Genomic DNA, 16464 nt, shown 5'->3' with positions numbered 1-16464 from the left:
GTTTTTTTTCTCCCCAAAGAATGACTGGTGCCGGGCACAGGCGAAGTGTACCGGGCCGCTCGCCCGCGGCCATGATGCAGATCAAGAATCGGCGGGGTCTTCCCGCTTGAGGTGTCAGTTGGCGATGTTGGCTGCCAGCTGCAGGGCTTCCTGATCCAGGATTTCGATTTCCTTGTTGTCGACGCAGAGGATGCCGTTTTTCTGCATCCTGCTGAAGACCCGGCTGATGGTTTCCACGGTCAGGCCCAGGTAGTTGCCGATATCCACCCGCGACATGGGCAGGCGGAACTGGCTGGCGCTCAGGTTGCGCCGCGCGTTGCGGCTGGCAATGCTGAGCAACAGGGTGGCGACGCGCTCGTCAGCGGAGTTTTTGCTGAGCAGTGTGATCAGCAGCTGATCCTCGGTGATTTCACGGCTCATGAGCTGGAACAGGTGGCGCTGAAGGCTGGGCATGGAGGCGCTCAGGCGCTCCAGGGAATCAAAAGGTATGGCGCAGATGGCCGAGGTCTCCAGCGCCCGCGCCGAGGAGGCGTGGCTGTTGTTGCTGATGCCGTCCATACCGAGGATTTCGCCGGGGAAATAGAAGCCGGTAACCTGCTCGCGACCGTCGCTGGTGGTGCGATAGCCCTTTACGGCACCCGAGCGCACGGCGTAGATGGACTGGAACGGAGTACCTTCGTGGTAGAGCAGTTCGTTCTTCTGCAGCGGCTTGCTGCGCTGGATGATGTTTTCCAGCTGTTCCAGGTCCTGGTGGTTGATGGCCAGTGGCAGGCAGACTTTGCTGAGGCGGCAGGTTTCGCAGTTGACCTTGTACTCGTGGGTGCACGAGCGCAAGGGCGCAGTTTCACTGACATCTTGCAGGCGCATGGACATGCGTGACTCCCCTGGTTTGTAACGCGCAGTATAGTGTATTTGACAGGGCTACTGAACCTCTGTGGGCCAGCTCGCAAAACGATTTCCTAGCCCAGCGAGGCCACACTTTTCAGCACCAGTCGCACCAGTTCCGCCTGCCGCGAAACGCCGGTTTTGGCGAAAATGGACTTGAGCTGGGCACGGGCGGTGTGCTGCGAGATATTCTGTGCCTCAGACACCTCAGCGAGGCTCAGTCCCCGCGACAGCAGGATGGCAAGGTTGGCTTCGGCAGGGGTGAGGTCAAACAGCTGGCCAAGGGTGCCCTGAGAGCTGGGCTCATTCAGGTCCGGGTCGGAAATGAACACGGCAACGCAGGGGCTGGACTGGCCCTCACCCCACTCTGAAACCGGGACCGGGCGCAGTACCAGCCCCAGCTGCGCCCGATCACCGCCGCGCGGTACGCGCAGGGCACGGATGACCGACGCCTCGCCCCGGTGCAGGGCCTTGATGATGGTGTCCAGTGCGGTCTGCAGCTCGCGATTCTTGTCCCGCCCTTCAATGACCAGGTGTTGTCCACGTACGCTGAGGCCGTTGTCGCCCTCCAGAAGCGCGCGTGCGACGGTGTTGGCGCTGAGTACGCGGCCCTGCTCGTCGAGCACGATGGTGGCCACCGCCAGCTGTTCCACGGCGCCGGCGTACAGGTTGCGCTCCGAGGCGGTGCGCCCCAGGGTGGCATACAGCTGGATGGAGAGACGCAGGTGGGGCGCGATGCGGGCAATGGCAGCGCGCTCGTCGTCGTTGAAGGGCGGCTCAGTGTGGCGCCGGGAAAATCGCAGGCGTGCCAGCATCCCTCCGGGCTCCACCGTGTCCAGGCCGAGAATGCGAAACAGCCCCGCGGACTTCAGGTAGTGCTCGTAATACTCCGAGGCGACCAGCTCATCGTCGCTGAGAATGTCCTCCAGTGCCACCACCTTGTCGGGCGGCAGATTGACGAACGGGTCCAGCGCGAAAAACTGTTCGCGGTAGGCGGTGACCTCCCAATCTGCCGGGTCGGAAAGCGGCCGGGCGGCGGTGCCGTCCGCCGCTGGCCGCACACTGTTCAGGATGACGCCGCGATCGTCTTCTGCGGGTGGCCGCAGGACCAGTGAGACCACCTGACACTCAACGAGGCTGCGTAGCAGGGGGAGCGCTGAGGACCAGGGCGGGTTTTCCAGTGGGCCGCGGTACAGGGCCGCCACCAGGTCATCATAGGCAGCGGGCACACCGCCGATCGATGCGACGTCCAGCGGATCGCTCCGCGGGCTCATTTTTCGATACTCGACAGATCCATGGTGACCTCCGCAAGCGGTTTTGGTCGTCCAATACCCCAGCCCTGCAGGTAGTCAACACCAATTTCCTGGAGTTTGCGAATGATGTTCTCATTCTCTACGGATTCGGCAATGGTTTCCTGTCCGAGGAAGTGGGCGAGGTCGTTGATCGAGCGCGCCATGGCGTAATCGTTGCTGTCCTGGTCGATGCTGGTGATGAAGCTGCCGTCGATCTTGACGTAGTCCACCGGCAGCTCGCGCAGGTAATTGTGGCTCGCCAGCCCGGTGCCAAAGTCATCGATGGAGAACTTGCAGCCGATATTGCGGAAAGCCCGCACGAAATCCGCCGCTTTCACCAGGTTGGAAATGGTGCCGGTTTCGGTGATTTCGAAGCACAGGCGGTTGGTGCCTACACCGAACTCCGATATCTGCTCGAACAGGAAGTCCAGGAAGGCATCGTCGGTAACGCTGGCCCCAGACAGGTTGATCGCTACACTCGGGACGACCTTCTGGGCATCCATCAATGAGTTTATCCACATGAACGCTTCGCGCACCACCCAGCGATCCACCAGGGTCATGATGCCGTGGCGTTCGGCCGAGGTGATGAAGTTCTGGGGCGAGCTGAGCTTGCCGCTCTTGTCACGCATGGCCAGCAACAGTTCGTAGTGGCGCGTTGTGGGGCTCTCGCCGGTCATTGCCGTCTTTACAATCGGCTGGGCGCGCAACATGAAGCGCTCGCTGGAGAGTTCGTCCTCCAACGCCTTGCGCGAGCGGCGCTGCTCGCTGCGCAGGTTGCGCACTGTATCCTCGCTGGGCTGGTAGAGGTGTACACAGTTGCGGCCCAGCTGCTTCGCCTGCGTGACCGCCGCCTGGGCATTGGTCATCACCGCATCGACGTCCGGGCTGTAGTCCTGAATCGGGGCGATGCCCACGGAGACGGTGAAACTCACCTTTTCGCCGTCGATGTCCACACTGCCATTGGCAATATCGCTGCGCACCTGTTCTGCCAGCGCCTTGGCCTTTTCGGTGTCGCCATCGACAAGCAGAATCGCGAAAGTGTCCTCCTCCAGCCGGGCGGAGGAGGTCTTGCGCCCATGCAGCTGCGCCAGCAGGCGCGAAAACTCAAGCAGTACCTGGTCGCCGCTGATGCGATCGTAGATCTCGTTCACCAGACCGAAGCGGTCGATATTGAGCAGCAGGATGGCGTGCTGCGAGTGATGCGCATGGGCATGGCGCAGCGCGCGACCCACCTGGTCAAGAAAGGTGTCACGGTTGATCAGGCGGGTGAGGGGGTCGTGGTTGCGGGCGAAACTCAGGGTGCGCTGCACGTCCTCCAGTGTGTTGTACATGCTCTGGTCGACGACGGACAGGCGGTCGGCCGGCGCGGGAGGCTGCGCCCCGCGACTGAGCTGGCGTGCCAGTTGCACCTGGTTGAGCTCGGCGACCTTCTGGCCGCGATCGTTGACGAACAGGAAGCGTTCCCGATCGTCGCTGATCCAGGCCAGCTGAATGCGGTGCTTGACGCCGGCTTTGTCGCGATAGTTCAGCCACATGCCCTTGCCGAGGCTGTCCACCCGCTGCACCCAGCGGCGCAGGCGCCGGGTTTTCGCCAGGCGCTCCTCGCGCGTGGGTTCCGGTTCATCGCCGGCCCCGGAATCTCCCTCGCCTTCACGTTGCAGCAGTTCGACGGGGATGTCGCCGGCGAGTACGCCGCGCAGTTCATCGTATACGGCCTGAATCGACACGTTGCCGGGCAGCGCGCTGCTGATCTGCTGCTCCATCAGGTCGATGAAGGGTTCTGCTTCGAGGCTGCGTTCGACGCACTGGTCCTCGCTGACCTCGCCGCGTTGCTGCTCCAGCAACCAGGTGGTCAGCAACTGCAGGGTGCGTCGCTGCTCCTCCCACTCGTCGCTGTCCACGCCCTGTTTGACGTGCGTCAGCACCATCAGGTCGCGCCAGCCCTGATCGATCAGGTCCTGCAGTATCCGGGGAATCTGCCCGGGCGGGAGGCAATCCCGCACCACGGTTTCCACCGCGTCACGCGCGCGGCGCAGTTTCTCTTTGCCCTCCTGGGTTTTGACCACCCGTTCGATATTGCGCGCATGCGCCTGTGACTGCTGTCGGGACAGCCGTTCAACATGCTCCAGGGCTGCAGCGAACACCGCGGAGTCGCCGTCATAGTCGCGGACAATCGTCGCGACAATTTCGGCGACGCGGCTCTCCAGCATACGGTTCGGGAAGTTCGCTGAACTGCCCAGCGCCGCCAGCTTGTCCACCAGCGTACGTGCCGGGTGGTCCGGTTGCAGGAAAAACTGCGGTTCGGTCAGCGCCAGCCGTGCGAGGGGCAACTGCAGGTTGCTCAGCACAGGCTGCAATTCACTGCTGACGTCCAGCTGTGAGCGGATGGTCTCGAACAGGCTGTCGATCATCTCCAGCTGGTTGCGGTTGTCCGCGCTCAGCGCGACATCGCCTGCAAGTTCCGGTGTCTGGCCCAGCAGGAAATCCGCGACGGCGGTTTCACCCCGCGCCACCTGTGGCGATTCACCACGCTGCTGCAGCAGGGCCAGTGCGTTGATCAATTTCTCGGTGTCGATGACGGCACCGGTCTGTGCCGGCGGCTGCTCAACCTTGCGCTTGAAGTTCAGGGCATTGATCACAGAGGAATACAGTTTTTCTGGACGCTGTTCAGCACTGCCACCGCCTCCCGTGCCAGCCGTGGCGTCGCCTGGAGGTTGCCGCCGTCGGCTGCGATCGGGCCGCTCATCGGCCTTGCGCAGCAGGGAGCCGTTGGCCAGTATCTGGCCTTCGAGGTCCGGTCGTATCCCGGCCTGCTCCAGAATCTCGTTCAGGTGCCGGTACAGGCTGTCGAGATTGCGGACAAACAGGCGGGCAAAGAGATCATAGATGCGCTGGGTGAGCTGCTGCGGTATGCGGTACTCCTCCAGCACCAGTTGCAGCGCACGTGCCAGCTGGGCGACGTGCTCCGGCAGTCGCAGGGTCAGCGGATCGACCCGCACCAGTTCTGCCACGCGAATCTGCAGGGCTTCCATGCCGATGCGGTGCAGGTCCTCGCCGACGTGCGCGAGGCGGTCGACGGCCAGGTAGTTTTCGAAGGTGTGGAGATCCACCAGATCCATGGTGCCACTCTCGTCCATGACGTCCCACCAGTGGTTCAGCTCGGCAGCGGGCGGCGTCAGCTTGTCGTGGAAGCTGCGGTAGTGCCCCAGGAAACTGCCGACCATGCCGCGCTGGTGGATTTGCAGAATGCCGATGGCGTCAGTGACCTGGGTGCGCGATATCTGGCCCTGTCGCGGCGAGGGCGCAGAGCGCAGCAGGTTTTCTGTGAGCTCTTCCAGGAAGCGCGCAAAGCGGCGCTCAAGTTCCCGTTCGCTGATCTGGCGGTAGGTGTCAAACGTGTTCACGCCGGTTTCTCCGCGACGACTGGGCAACCGCGCCGCGCCATGCAGCGGCAGTCCCGGGCGGACGAGCGGAGGTGGATCGCGGAAAGGGGGGCAGGTGACATGTCAGCTCTGTATCGGATGGGGAAGCTCCCGCCGCGGCGAACGAATGCACGCAGTATACCTGCACCAAATCCAGCGACAAGCGCTGGTGTGGTGTGCAGGCCGCGGCATCTAGAGCGCTGCGGGGTTTTTTTTCCGGTAGCGCAAAGGCCAGGATCGCGTCACCGGCAGTGGACCAGCCGTGACCCCCGGCTGCCAGCACGACGAACTGCCTGCCACCGGCTTTGGCCCGGTAGCTCAGTGGCGTGGCGTTCCCGGTGTACGGCAGATCGTATTGCCACAGCAACTCACCGCTGGCGCTGGAAAACGCGCGCAGGTAGGCATCGGTGGTGGCGGCGATGAAAATCAGGCCGGACGCGGTGCTCAGCGGACCGCCCGCATTGGGGGAGCCCGCCTCGAACCAGAACGGCCAGGGTGCCTGCCCGCGGGTCGTGCCCAGCGGGCGTGTCCAGGCGACCTCCCCGGAGAGCAGATCCACGGCTGTCAGGCTGCCCCAGGGACGCGGGTTGCAGGGTGCGCCCAGCGGGGAGAAGAGCGGAAACCGGCGCACGCCATAGGGACTGCCCTGCATGGGGTAGTGCTCAATCGGGTAGCCCGCCGTCGGGTTGAGAGCATCGTACTCGGCCCGCGGTATGAGCTGCACCACCGTCGCCAGGTGCATCTGGTTGACAATAAGCAGGCCCCGCCTGGGGTCGATGCTGGCGCCGCCCCAGTTAATGCCGCCAGTGGTGCTGGGGTAGAGCACGCTGCCCTCCAGGCTTGGCGGCGTGAACATCCCCTCCGACCGGTAGCGTGCGAGGGTTCTGCGGCAGGCGAGTTTGTCGAGCCAGACCAGCCCGTCCATGTCTTCCGGCCCCAGTCTGGCGGGCAGGTGCAGCGGCGCCGGATGTGTCGGGAACGGCTGGGTTGGGGAGAGGGTCTCGCCGGGTACACCGCCCTGCGGCACCGGCCGCTCCTCGACGGGATACAGCGGCTCGCCGGTTTCCCGATCAAGCAGGAACACATGGCCCATCTTGGTGGCCTGCGCCAGCCCCGCGCGGCCGGCACCCACGCCGGGAATGCGAAACAGCGTGGGCTGGGAGGCAACGTCGTAATCCCAGACGTCGTGATGCACGGTCTGGAAATGCCAGCGCACCTCGCCGGTGCTGGCATCCAGCGCGACGACGGAGGACCCGTAGGCGTCAATGCCATCGCGCTCCCCACCAAACAGGTCCGGGGCGGGGTTGCCGGTCGGGACATAGATCAGACCGCGCTCCGGGTCCCCGGCAATCGGCGCCCACACGTTGGGGCTGCCCTGGTGGTAGCGTGCGCGGCCCAGGCTGTCGCGATGCCGCGCCCGGTAGGCCTCGGTGAGAGGCTCCCAGGCCCAGACCAGCTCGCCGCTACGCACGCTGAAGGCGCGCACCACACCGGAGGGCACATCCTTGCGTTCATTGTCCGGTACCAGCGCGCCGATAATCGCCAGGTCGTTCTGTATCCACGGCGGTGACGTGGGATAGTAAACCAGCGGTTCGCCGCCCTGGATATCCTCCTTCAGCGAGACCCGACCTGCAGTGCCAAACTCCTCGCAGGGTTGCCCACTGCGCGCATCCAGGGCGATCAACTCGGCGTCCCGGGTGCCATAGAGAATGCGTGTCCCACAGTGGGCGGCAGCCTCCTCGGGCTCCGCGGACCGCCACAGTGCCACGCCGCGACAGACGGCGGGGTAGAGGCCACTGCGCCGGTTCTGCACATCGGGATCAAACACCCAGCGCTCCTCGCCGGTCTCTGCATCCAGCGCAAAGACCCGCCCAAAGGGCGTGCAGTAATAGAGGCTGTCACCATCCACGATCGGCGTCACCTGCAGCGAGGTCAGTCCCCAGTCCCCGCTGCCGTCGCTGAAATCGCCTGAGCGGTGGCTCCACGCGAGCTCCAGCTGGTCGACGTTCTCCGGCGTAATGTCGGTCAGGTCGGCATACTGTGCTGCCTCCCTCCCGCCGTAATGCGGCCAGCCCTGGGGCGCAGCACCGGCTGCCGCAGCGTGTGCCGGCACGGTGTCGGCGTCGGTGGCGGCATGACAGCCAGCGGCCAGAGCAAGGGCAGCGAACAGGGCAGCGAGGCCGCGATAACGGTTCACGAGCCGGTCGAGGTGTTGGCGGCCTGCAGGAAGGCGGGTTTCTCCCCGCCGCCGTGCACGGCAATACTGGTGCCGCTGATGTAGGAGGCAAGGGGTGATGCCAGGAACAGGCAGGCATCGCCGATATCCTCCGGTACCGCCATGCGGCCCAGTGGTATGGTACGGCCCACGGCGGCCACCCCGGCTGCATCGCCGTAATGCAGGTGGGATTGTTCGGTTTCTACCAGGCCGGCGATGATGGCATTGATGCGCACCAGGGGCCCCCATTCCACGGCCAGCGAGTGGCCCAGGTTGACCAGCCCCGCCTTGGCTGCGCCATAGGCGGCCGTGCCGGGAGAGGGCCTGATCGTGCTGACGCTGGCGATATTGATGATGCTGCCACCCGACGCCTGCCCCTGCATGACCCGGTTGGCCAGTTGGGCGGCGTGCAGCGCCGAGGTGAGATTGAGGGCAATGATGGATTCGTGGAAGCGCGGCGAGACGGTCGCCGCATCCGCATGCGGTGCACCGCCGGCGTTATTGACCAGCACGTCCAGCCGTCCGCAACGCGCGACCACAGTATCGATCAGCGCCTCCAGTTCGTCGTATTTGCGCACGTCGCAGGCGAAGAAAAAGGCCTCGCGGCCGCCAGCGGCGGGCAGCTGTTCCGGAGGATTGCGGCCACAGATGGCAACCTCGGCGCCCGCCGCGAGGAATCGCTCGCTGATGCCGCGGCCAACGCCTTTGCCGCCACCTGTCACCAGGACCACGCGGCCGCTGAAATCCATCGGGTTGTGCATAATGTCTTGCTCCTTGTCAGGGATGGCGGGCAACTTGTGATCGGCGTATGAATTGCCTAATATGCCTCGGCCTCGCGCATCCTAACCCGGTCCACAGAAAACCGGAAACAGCGAGGGTCAAGCGGTCATTTTCGGGCGAACAGAGACGCGGTCGGTAGACTTTGCTGAACTGCTTGCCTCTCCATCAAGCAATCAGGACGTAGACAGTTATGACAACAGAATCTCTTCCTGTACTCGCCATTCTGGGCGGTACCGGCGATCTCGGCACAGGTTTGGCGCGGCGTTGGGCGCAGGCGGGATATCGGGTCATCATCGGCTCCCGCACCCAGGAAAAAGCGGAGCAGGCCGCCAGCGACCTGCGTCAGGTGATGGCTGCGCGCGGTGCCACGGTCAACGTGGAGTCCATGGAGAACCTGGCGGCTGCCGAGGCTGCGGATATCGTCGCGATCACGGTGCCCTTCAGCCACCAGAAGAGCACCCTGGAACTGGTCGCACCGGCCCTGCAGGGTAAAATACTGATCGACGTCACCGTGCCGCTGGTGCCGCCGCGCGTGGCCCGCGTACAGCTGCCCCCAGAGGGCAGCGCGGGCCAGATTGCCCAGGATCTTCTGGGCGAGGGTGTGGATGTGGTGTCCGCCTTCCAGAACGTGGCCGCAGCGCACCTGCAGGATGAAGGCGCGGTGGATTGCGATGTGCTGGTGTGTGGCAATAAAAAGGAAGCCCGCGCCGCGGTCATTACCCTGGTCGAGGCGGCGGGTTTGCGCGGCTTCCACGCCGGAATGATCGCCAATGCCGCTGCGGCCGAAGCGCTCACCTCGGTACTGATCACGATCAACAAACAGTACAGCTGCCACGCCGGCATCCGCATCTCCGGCCTGGATAGCCATGGATGAGTGCACGGCTTGAACTGATTCCCCTGGAGGGCTTTCCCGAAGTCGCACCGGGGGATGACCTTGCCGCACTGATTTACGCCAGCCTCCAGCACAACCGCCTGCAGTTGCAGGACGGTGATGTGCTTGTGCTGGCGCAAAAAATTGTCTCCAAGGCGGAGAACCGCTACCGCCGGCTCGCCGAGGTCGTACCCGGTGGGCGTGCCCTCGACCTTGCCCGCGAGGCGGACAAGGATCCGCGGCTGGTACAGTTGATTCTCGATGAATCTCGAGACGTACTGCGCGTGCGCAAGGGCGTCATCATTGTCGAGCATCGCGAGGGGTATGTGCATGCCAATGCCGGCATCGATCGCTCCAACATCCATAACGCCGCCGACGACCCCCGCGTGCTGCTGCTGCCGGAGGACAGCAATGCCTCTGCGGCGCGCCTGCGCGAGAACCTGGGTGCGCTCTGCGGGCTGCTTCCACAGGTGATCATCAACGACAGCGCTGGCCGGGCCTGGCGGGTTGGTACGGTGGGGCTGGCGCTCGGCACCGCGGGCCTCGACCCCTTGTTCAACCAGATAGGGGATTGCGACCGGTTTGGTAACCGGCTGGAAGTGACGGAGCCGGCTGTGGCTGATGAGCTGGCCGCAGCGGCCTCGCTGGTGCAAGGCCAGGCGGCTGAGGGCCTGCCGGTGGTTCTGGCCCGCGGCGCGCGCCTGCGCGCGTCTCCGCGGGACGCGCGAGTGCTGCTGCGCCCCCGCGAGCAGGACATGTTCCGGTGATGACGGCTGCGGCGGGTTCAGTGCTGGCGCTGTCCGGTGGAGTAGGCGGTGCGAAGCTGTGCCTGGGCCTGAGTGATTGCCTGCCGGCGGAGCGTCTGCATATCGCCTGCAATACCGGGGACGATTTTCAGCACCTCGGTTTGACCATCTGCCCGGATATCGACACGGTGCTGTACACCCTGTCCGGGCGCAATGACTCGGCCCGGGGCTGGGGGCTGGCCGGGGAAACCTGGGAAGTGCTGCAGGCCCTGCAGGCGCTGGAGGCTGACACCTGGTTTCGCCTGGGCGACCGGGATCTGGCGACACACCTCTGGCGCGCCGGTGAACTGGCGCGCGGTGGCTCACTGTCCGCCGTGACGGCAGAGCTGGCCCGCCGCCTGGGTGTGCGGGCGCAGGTCTACCCCATGAGCGATGATCCGGTGCCTACCCTGGTGCACACTGATGCGGGGGAACTGGCATTCCAGGAGTATTTCGTGCGTGAACAGTGTCGTCCACGGGTCAGCGGTTTCCGCTTTCGTGGCATTGATGCGGCTCGATTGCAGCCCTCACTGGCCGCACTCTGCAGGTCGGCCGATCTGGCTGGCGTGATTATTTGTCCTTCCAATCCCTTTGTGAGTATCGACCCGATACTGCGGCTGGACAATTTCTGGCAGACCCTGAGACAGTGCAACACCCGTGTCGTGGCGGTTGCTCCTATCGTTGCCGGGCAGGCGCTGAAAGGGCCCGCGGCGAAGATGATGGCGGAACTCGGGATGCCGGTAACCGCCTGCGGCGTGGCAGAACACTACGCGCGTCATTACCCCGGCCTCGTCACGACGTTTGTTATCGACCACAGTGACGCTACACTGGCGCCGGAGATTGCGGCGCTTGGAATGGAGGTGCAGGTGAGATCAACAGTCATGCAGGAGCGCGCGAGCAAACAGGCGCTGGCGAAGTCCTGCCTGGAGCTGCTGTGACGTCGCCGCTGCATGTGGTGCTGCCGTTGAAGCAGCTGGAGGCGGCAAAGACCCGACTGGCCGATGCGCTGCCACCGCCACAGCGACGGGCGCTGGTGCTGGCGATGGCCGGCGATGTCGTGCGTGTGCTGTCATCCCATCCGGGCGTGGCCTCGATCACCCTCATTTCAGACGCCCCGGAGGCAGATTCCCTGGTCATCGGCGGCAAAGTCCGCCTCTGGTCGGAATCCTCCCTGCTCGCGACCCCCGCTGCGGCGGAGGCGCCGCTGCAGGCGCTCAACCAGGCGCTGGGGGCGGCCTGCGAGCGGTTGCGTGCCGACGTTGTGCCGGCAGATGCCCTGCTCATGGTCATGCATGCCGACCTGCCATTCCTCACGCCCGAAGATATTGACGCTGCACTCGCCCGAAAAGAAGTGGGGAGTGGCTTGCTGGTGGCCTGTGATGAGGCGGGCACTGGAACCAACCTGTTGCTGTTCAGAGCCGACCTGCGGCCAGCTTTTTCGTTTGGCGGTGACTCCTGTGTGCGACACCTCGAGTGGGCCCGCCGGCAGGGGCTTGCGGCGGGTTCACTGTTGCGCCCCGGGCTGGCTCGCGACATCGACACCCCGCGTGACCTGGAGCGCCTTTGGGCAGCACCGGAGACCATTTCTGGGCCTTTGACCCGTGCCTGGGCAGGGCAGTTTGCCCGCGCGCAACAACTGGCGGGTGCGACGGTGGCAGCGCCACCGCGCTCCGGTCTGGCCGCGCTACGTGCCGAATTGATGGGCGGTGTACTGCCCTCTGAGGCGGTCTGCCTGTCCCTCGCGGAGTTCACCGACACGCCCGGTCTGGTAGCACTCGCCGGTGAGCTGCGCGACCGTGGTCACGGCCAGGTGGTGACCTATTCGCGCAAGGTATTTGTGCCACTCACGCGCCTGTGCCGGGATGTCTGTCATTACTGCACCTTCGCTACGACCCCCAGGCAGGTCGCGGCGCCTTACCTGAGTGTTGACGAGGTGCTGGCGCTGTGCCGCGCCGGTGCGGCACAGGGGTGCCAGGAAGCGCTGCTGACGCTGGGTGAGAAGCCCGAGTTGCGCTACCGGGCTGCGCGTGAGGCACTCGCCGACATGGGTTTTGCCACGACGCTCGAGTACGTGGCGCATGTCGCTGGACGTATTCTCGAAGAGACCGGCCTGCTGCCGCATATCAACGCGGGCTGCATGACGGCAGAAGAAATTGCCGCGCTGCGACCGGTCAGTGCGTCCATGGGCATCATGCTGGAGTCTGCCTCCGAGCGCCTGTGTGCAAAGGGCATGCCGCACTATGGGTCACCGGATAAACAGCCTGCAGAGCGCCTGCGCACCCTGCAGTTGGCCGGCGAGGCCTCAGTGCCCTTCACCTCTGGTATTCTCATTGGTATTGGTGAGACCCGGCGTGAACGTATAGAGTCCCTGCTGGCGCTGCGCCGGCTGCACCAGCAGCACGGGCATTTGCAGGAAGTGATTGTGCAGAACTTCCGTGCCAAGCCCGGTACCCTGATGGCCGGTGCGCCGGAACCCGACCTGGAGGACCTGCTCTGGACTCTGGCCGTAGCACGCATCATCTTTGGCCCCGAGATGAATTTGCAGGCCCCCCCTAATCTCAGTCCTGGTGTTCTGCCGCAATTGCTTGCAGCAGGCATCAACGATTGGGGTGGCGTGTCACCGGTGACGCCAGACCACGTCAATCCCGAGGCTCCGTGGCCGCATCTGGACCATCTCGCCCGGGAGACGGCAGCGGCCGGTAAATTCCTGGAGCAGCGCCTGACGATCTACCCCGGCTATGTGCAGCAGGCATCACGGTGGCTTGACCCCGCCCTGCGCACCCCGGTGCTCAGACTGCAGGATGCCGCCGGGTTTGCGCGACGCGACAGTTGGGTTCCGGGAGAGGAGGCGCCCGTTCCGGCAGTTGAGGCAGCACTGCTCTCGTCGCCCCTGAACGCCTTTGCGGTTGCATCCGAACTGCGCGCCGTGGTGGAGCGATGCGAACGCGCCGAGCCCCTTGGCGAAGCCGATGTGGTGCGGCTGTTTGCGGCTCGTGGCCCCGAATTCCGCTTTGTCGTTGAGGCAGCGGATCGCCTGCGCCGGGTGCGCTGTGGTGATGCGGTGAGCTATGTCATCAACCGCAATATCAACTACACCAATGTGTGCTACTTCAAATGCCAGTTCTGTGCATTTTCCAAGGGCAAGCACAGCGAGGAACTGCGTGGCAGGCCCTACGATATCAGTGCCACCGAGATCGCGCGGCGCTGCCGCGAAGCCTGGGCGCGCGGTGCCACAGAGGTCTGCATGCAGGGTGGTATTCACCCGGATTACACGGGCCAGACCTATCTGGACATTCTGGCCACAGTGCGGGCAGCGACTCCCGATATGCATATTCATGCATTCTCCCCGCTGGAAGTGTGGCAGGGCGCCGCAACACTGGGTCTGCCGCTGGTGGATTACCTGCGGCAACTCAAGGCCGCAGGTCTCGGAACGTTGCCGGGAACCGCGGCTGAAATCCTCGATGACGAGGTGCGAGCCACGCTGTGCCCGGACAAACTGAACACGGCGGAGTGGCTGGAGGTGATGGAAACGGCCCACAGCATCGGTTTCCGTACCACCGCAACCATCATGTACGGGCATATCGAACAGCCGCAGCACTGGGCGCGACACCTGCTGCAGCTGCGCGCACTGCAGGCGCGCACCGGCGGTTTTACTGAACTGGTGCCCTTGCCCTTCGTGCACATGGAAGCCCCGATGTTTCTGCGCGGCAAGGCCCGGCGGGGCCCAACCTTCCGCGAGGCGGTGCTGATGCACGCGGTATCGCGGCTGGTGCTGAACGGCTTTATCGACAACATCCAGACCTCATGGGTCAAGATGGGCGAGGCGGGCGTGGACGTCTGCCTGAACGCCGGGGCCAATGATCTCGGTGGCACCCTGATGAACGAGAGCATCACCCGGGCTGCCGGCGCGGCCCACGGCCAGGAGTGGGCACCCGCAGTGATGGAGGCGCGAATCCATGCACTCGGCCGAAACCCACGGTTACGCACCACCCTGTATGGTGATGCAGCCGTGGAGCGTCGCATCGCGGCGGATGCAGCGATTCCCCTGGTGGCGATAGAAAACGCCGATGCCGGGAAATTGGCCCGTGACAAACGGCTGTTGCCGCATGCTGATCTGCCCGTTGTCACGCCGCCAGAGCAGGTGGTACTGATGGCAGCCTGCAACTGAGTCGTGGCTGCGCGCGTACAGCTTGAAGCGAGCTGGCTCAGGCATCTGGCCCCGGAGTTTGAAAAGCCCTACATGCGCGAACTCCGTGCCTTTCTGCAGGCGGAAAAGGCTGCCGGTGTACAGGTGTTCCCGCCGGGCGCCGAGATATTCAAGGCCTTTGCGCACACCCCGCTGGAGCGCACGCGGGTCGTGATATTGGGGCAGGATCCCTACCACGGCCCCGGCCAGGCTCACGGCCTGTGCTTTTCTGTGCGCCCGGGCGTTGCGCTGCCACCGTCCCTGCAGAATATTTTCAAGGAACTGGAGCGAGACCTGGGCATACCCCGCCCGCAGCAGGGGTGCCTCATCCCCTGGGCGGATCAGGGAGTCCTGCTGCTGAACAGCGTGTTGACCGTCGCTGCGGGCCGTGCGGCCTCACATCAGGGCAAGGGCTGGGAGACCTTTACCGACTGCGTGGTGGAACTGGTCAACCGCGAATGCCGTGGCGTTGTGTTCATGCTCTGGGGCAGTTATGCCCAGCGCAAGGGTGCGGCGATAGACCGCGATCGCCACTGCGTACTGACCGCGCCCCATCCCTCGCCACTCAGTGCGCACCGTGGCTTTATCGGCTGCGGACATTTCAGCGCGGCCAACACCTGGCTGGCCCGGCAAGGACAGCCTCCCATCGACTGGCAGCTGCCACCTCAGCCAAACGGCACCGCATAGGGAAGTTGCAGAACCGCCAGTGCGGTGCCCCTTTCGGCTGCGGTGAGCAGCCCTTCCTCCACTGCAGTCTCGGTCGTGGATACCAGGGCCAGCTGCGCACCACTGTCTGCATGTGCGGCATTGATGACCGTGCCGGCGGGCTGCGCCTGGCCAGCCCGGAACAGTGCATCACCGGCGTGCAGCTCGGTGCCAACAGGCGCTGTCATAAGCAGCATGCGGCGTTTCGCCTTGCCCTTGTAATGCATGCGTGCGATCACCTCCTGCCCGGGGTAGCAACCCTTGCGAAAGTTGATGTGGCCGATGAGGTCGTAATTCAGCTGTTGCGGCAGGAACTCGCCGCTGGTTGCCGCGGACAGCCGCGCAACACCCTGTCGCAAGGTGGCGGCCTGCCAGGCAGTTTCATCCGCCTGCAGGGCCGACTGTGCCCTGAGTGAGCTGAGCAGGTCGCTCGCGGCGGTGCTGCGCACCCAGAGTTCCACTGCGTCTGTATCTCCAGTGGTGCGCAAGGCGATGGCGTCTGCTGTGTGCGTCCAGGCCAGCGGGGCTGCGGGAACCTCCGGAAGCCCCTCGCCCAGCGCGCCGGTCAGCTCCCGCCCCTGAATCCCCAGCAGCTGCCAGTCCTCGCTCGCATTGCGCAGCTGTACCTTGGAGAACACGGCGAACCGACGCAGGTTGTCCAGTGTGCGCTCGAGTATCTCCCCGCGCAGGCGCAGCAGCAGCGTGTCGGGTGCCACGGCGAGAGCGACGAAATCGGCGAGCACGCGCCCCTGTGGGTTGCAGAAGGTACCGTAACAGGCGGCGTCCGATGCGAGCTGCCGAATGTCGCAGCTGGCCTGGTTGTGCAGGAAACTCACGGCATCGGGGCCGCTGACTTCGAGCAGTGCTTCGGAAACCAGCGGCGTCAGCAGCAGCTTGGTGTGTGGGCAGTCGGGGCTCTGGTGGTCTGTCACAGTATGCTTTGCACCTCCTGTCTGTGTAGTGCGGCCGCGGTTTGGCCGTGCGTGGCGACGACAGGCTATAATAGCGGCTTTTGACGTTTGCGTACCCAATGGGAGCTGTCATGCTCGACACAGAAGACCACAATCGCATGCGCTGGGCCAGCCGTCGCGGAATGCTGGAGCTCGATCTTGTGCTGGAGCCATTTGTCAACCAGTGCTACCCGCAGCTCGATGCCGTCGATCGGGAACGCTATCGCCAACTGATGCTCTGCGAGGATCAGGAGTTGTTTGGCTGGTTCCTGCGCCGGGAGATGCCCGAGGACCCGGAGCTGGCCGCCATTGTTCGCAACATACTCACCTTCACTCGTCCTGACCTGGACTGACCGTCGCCCACAACCCTGCT

12 protein-coding genes are annotated in these 16464 nt (G+C 64.5%); 6 read left to right on the top strand and 6 right to left on the bottom strand.

Annotated features, from left to right (window positions below):
• Window positions 1–114: 114 nt before the first annotated feature.
• From fnr to R3E49_RS14395, 5 genes are all read right to left on the bottom strand, one after another.
• Window positions 115–873: a fumarate/nitrate reduction transcriptional regulator Fnr gene (gene fnr, locus R3E49_RS14415; protein ID WP_371295679.1), complete on the bottom strand. Its 759-nt coding sequence runs from the start codon at window positions 871–873 to the stop codon at window positions 115–117.
• A gap of 86 nt (window positions 874–959) precedes the next feature.
• Window positions 960–2159 carry a helix-turn-helix transcriptional regulator gene (locus tag R3E49_RS14410; RefSeq protein ID WP_371295678.1) on the bottom strand — a complete coding sequence of 400 codons (1200 nt, stop codon included), beginning with the start codon at window positions 2157–2159 and terminating at the stop codon, window positions 960–962.
• The gene (locus R3E49_RS14405) at window positions 2156–5581 is read right to left on the bottom strand and encodes a DUF1631 family protein (protein WP_371295677.1); all 3426 of its coding nucleotides are present in this window, start codon (window positions 5579–5581) and stop codon (window positions 2156–2158) included. The genes R3E49_RS14410 and R3E49_RS14405 overlap by 4 nt, the downstream gene beginning before the upstream one ends.
• A complete protein-coding gene (locus tag R3E49_RS14400; RefSeq protein ID WP_371295676.1) occupies window positions 5568–7796 on the bottom strand; it encodes a pyrroloquinoline quinone-dependent dehydrogenase in 2229 nt (742 codons plus the stop codon). Before R3E49_RS14400 ends, R3E49_RS14405 begins: the two co-directional genes overlap by 14 nt.
• On the bottom strand, window positions 7793–8575 hold the full coding sequence (locus tag R3E49_RS14395; protein WP_371295675.1) for an SDR family oxidoreductase: 783 nt from the start codon (window positions 8573–8575) through the stop codon (window positions 7793–7795). The genes R3E49_RS14400 and R3E49_RS14395 overlap by 4 nt, the downstream gene beginning before the upstream one ends.
• Before the next feature lie 209 nt (window positions 8576–8784).
• Between R3E49_RS14395 and npdG the strand changes: the two genes are divergently transcribed.
• The 5 genes from npdG to ung are packed head-to-tail and all read left to right on the top strand — an operon-like array spanning window position 8785 to window position 15123.
• Window positions 8785–9468 (top strand): NADPH-dependent F420 reductase, encoded by a 684-nt coding sequence (gene npdG, locus R3E49_RS14390; RefSeq protein ID WP_290744253.1) that lies wholly within the window; start codon window positions 8785–8787, stop codon window positions 9466–9468.
• On the top strand, window positions 9465–10232 hold the full coding sequence (gene cofE / locus R3E49_RS14385) for a coenzyme F420-0:L-glutamate ligase (protein ID WP_371295674.1): 768 nt from the start codon (window positions 9465–9467) through the stop codon (window positions 10230–10232). Before npdG ends, cofE begins: the two co-directional genes overlap by 4 nt.
• Window positions 10232–11188 (top strand): 2-phospho-L-lactate transferase, encoded by a 957-nt coding sequence (cofD, locus tag R3E49_RS14380; protein WP_371295673.1) that lies wholly within the window; start codon window positions 10232–10234, stop codon window positions 11186–11188. The genes cofE and cofD overlap by 1 nt, the downstream gene beginning before the upstream one ends.
• The gene (gene cofH / locus R3E49_RS14375; protein WP_371295672.1) at window positions 11185–14418 is read left to right on the top strand and encodes a 5-amino-6-(D-ribitylamino)uracil--L-tyrosine 4-hydroxyphenyl transferase CofH; all 3234 of its coding nucleotides are present in this window, start codon (window positions 11185–11187) and stop codon (window positions 14416–14418) included. The genes cofD and cofH overlap by 4 nt, the downstream gene beginning before the upstream one ends.
• Window positions 14419–14421: 3 nt before the next feature.
• The gene (gene ung, locus R3E49_RS14370; RefSeq protein ID WP_371295671.1) at window positions 14422–15123 is read left to right on the top strand and encodes a uracil-DNA glycosylase; all 702 of its coding nucleotides are present in this window, start codon (window positions 14422–14424) and stop codon (window positions 15121–15123) included.
• Here the strand turns inward: ung and R3E49_RS14365 are convergent.
• Window positions 15102–16073: a folate-binding protein YgfZ gene (locus R3E49_RS14365; RefSeq protein ID WP_371295670.1), complete on the bottom strand. Its 972-nt coding sequence runs from the start codon at window positions 16071–16073 to the stop codon at window positions 15102–15104. The genes ung and R3E49_RS14365 overlap by 22 nt on opposite strands.
• A 110-nt stretch (window positions 16074–16183) precedes the next feature.
• On the opposite strand from R3E49_RS14365, the gene R3E49_RS14360 reads away from it, so the two are divergent.
• Window positions 16184–16444 carry a succinate dehydrogenase assembly factor 2 gene (locus tag R3E49_RS14360; RefSeq protein WP_371295669.1) on the top strand — a complete coding sequence of 87 codons (261 nt, stop codon included), beginning with the start codon at window positions 16184–16186 and terminating at the stop codon, window positions 16442–16444.
• Window positions 16445–16464 lie beyond the last annotated feature (20 nt).

The sequence above is a fragment of the Haliea sp. genome (assembly GCF_041395985.1).
Taxonomy (GTDB): Bacteria; Pseudomonadota; Gammaproteobacteria; order Pseudomonadales; family Halieaceae; genus Haliea.
This window is presented reverse-complemented; position numbering and strand designations above follow the sequence as displayed.

Bases quoted from the DNA above. Each gene is read 5' to 3' on its own strand.
- R3E49_RS14360 (WP_371295669.1), top strand. From the start codon at position 16,184: ATGCTCGACACAGAAGACCACAATCGCATGCGCTGGGCCAGCCGTCGC.
- R3E49_RS14410 (WP_371295678.1), bottom strand. From the start codon at position 2,159: ATGAGCCCGCGGAGCGATCCGCTGGACGTCGCATCGATCGGCGGTGTG.
- R3E49_RS14395 (WP_371295675.1), bottom strand. From the start codon at position 8,575: ATGCACAACCCGATGGATTTCAGCGGCCGCGTGGTCCTGGTGACAGGT.
- fnr (WP_371295679.1), bottom strand. From the start codon at position 873: ATGTCCATGCGCCTGCAAGATGTCAGTGAAACTGCGCCCTTGCGCTCG.
- cofD (WP_371295673.1), top strand. From the start codon at position 10,232: ATGACGGCTGCGGCGGGTTCAGTGCTGGCGCTGTCCGGTGGAGTAGGC.
- npdG (WP_290744253.1), top strand. From the start codon at position 8,785: ATGACAACAGAATCTCTTCCTGTACTCGCCATTCTGGGCGGTACCGGC.
- cofE (WP_371295674.1), top strand. From the start codon at position 9,465: ATGAGTGCACGGCTTGAACTGATTCCCCTGGAGGGCTTTCCCGAAGTC.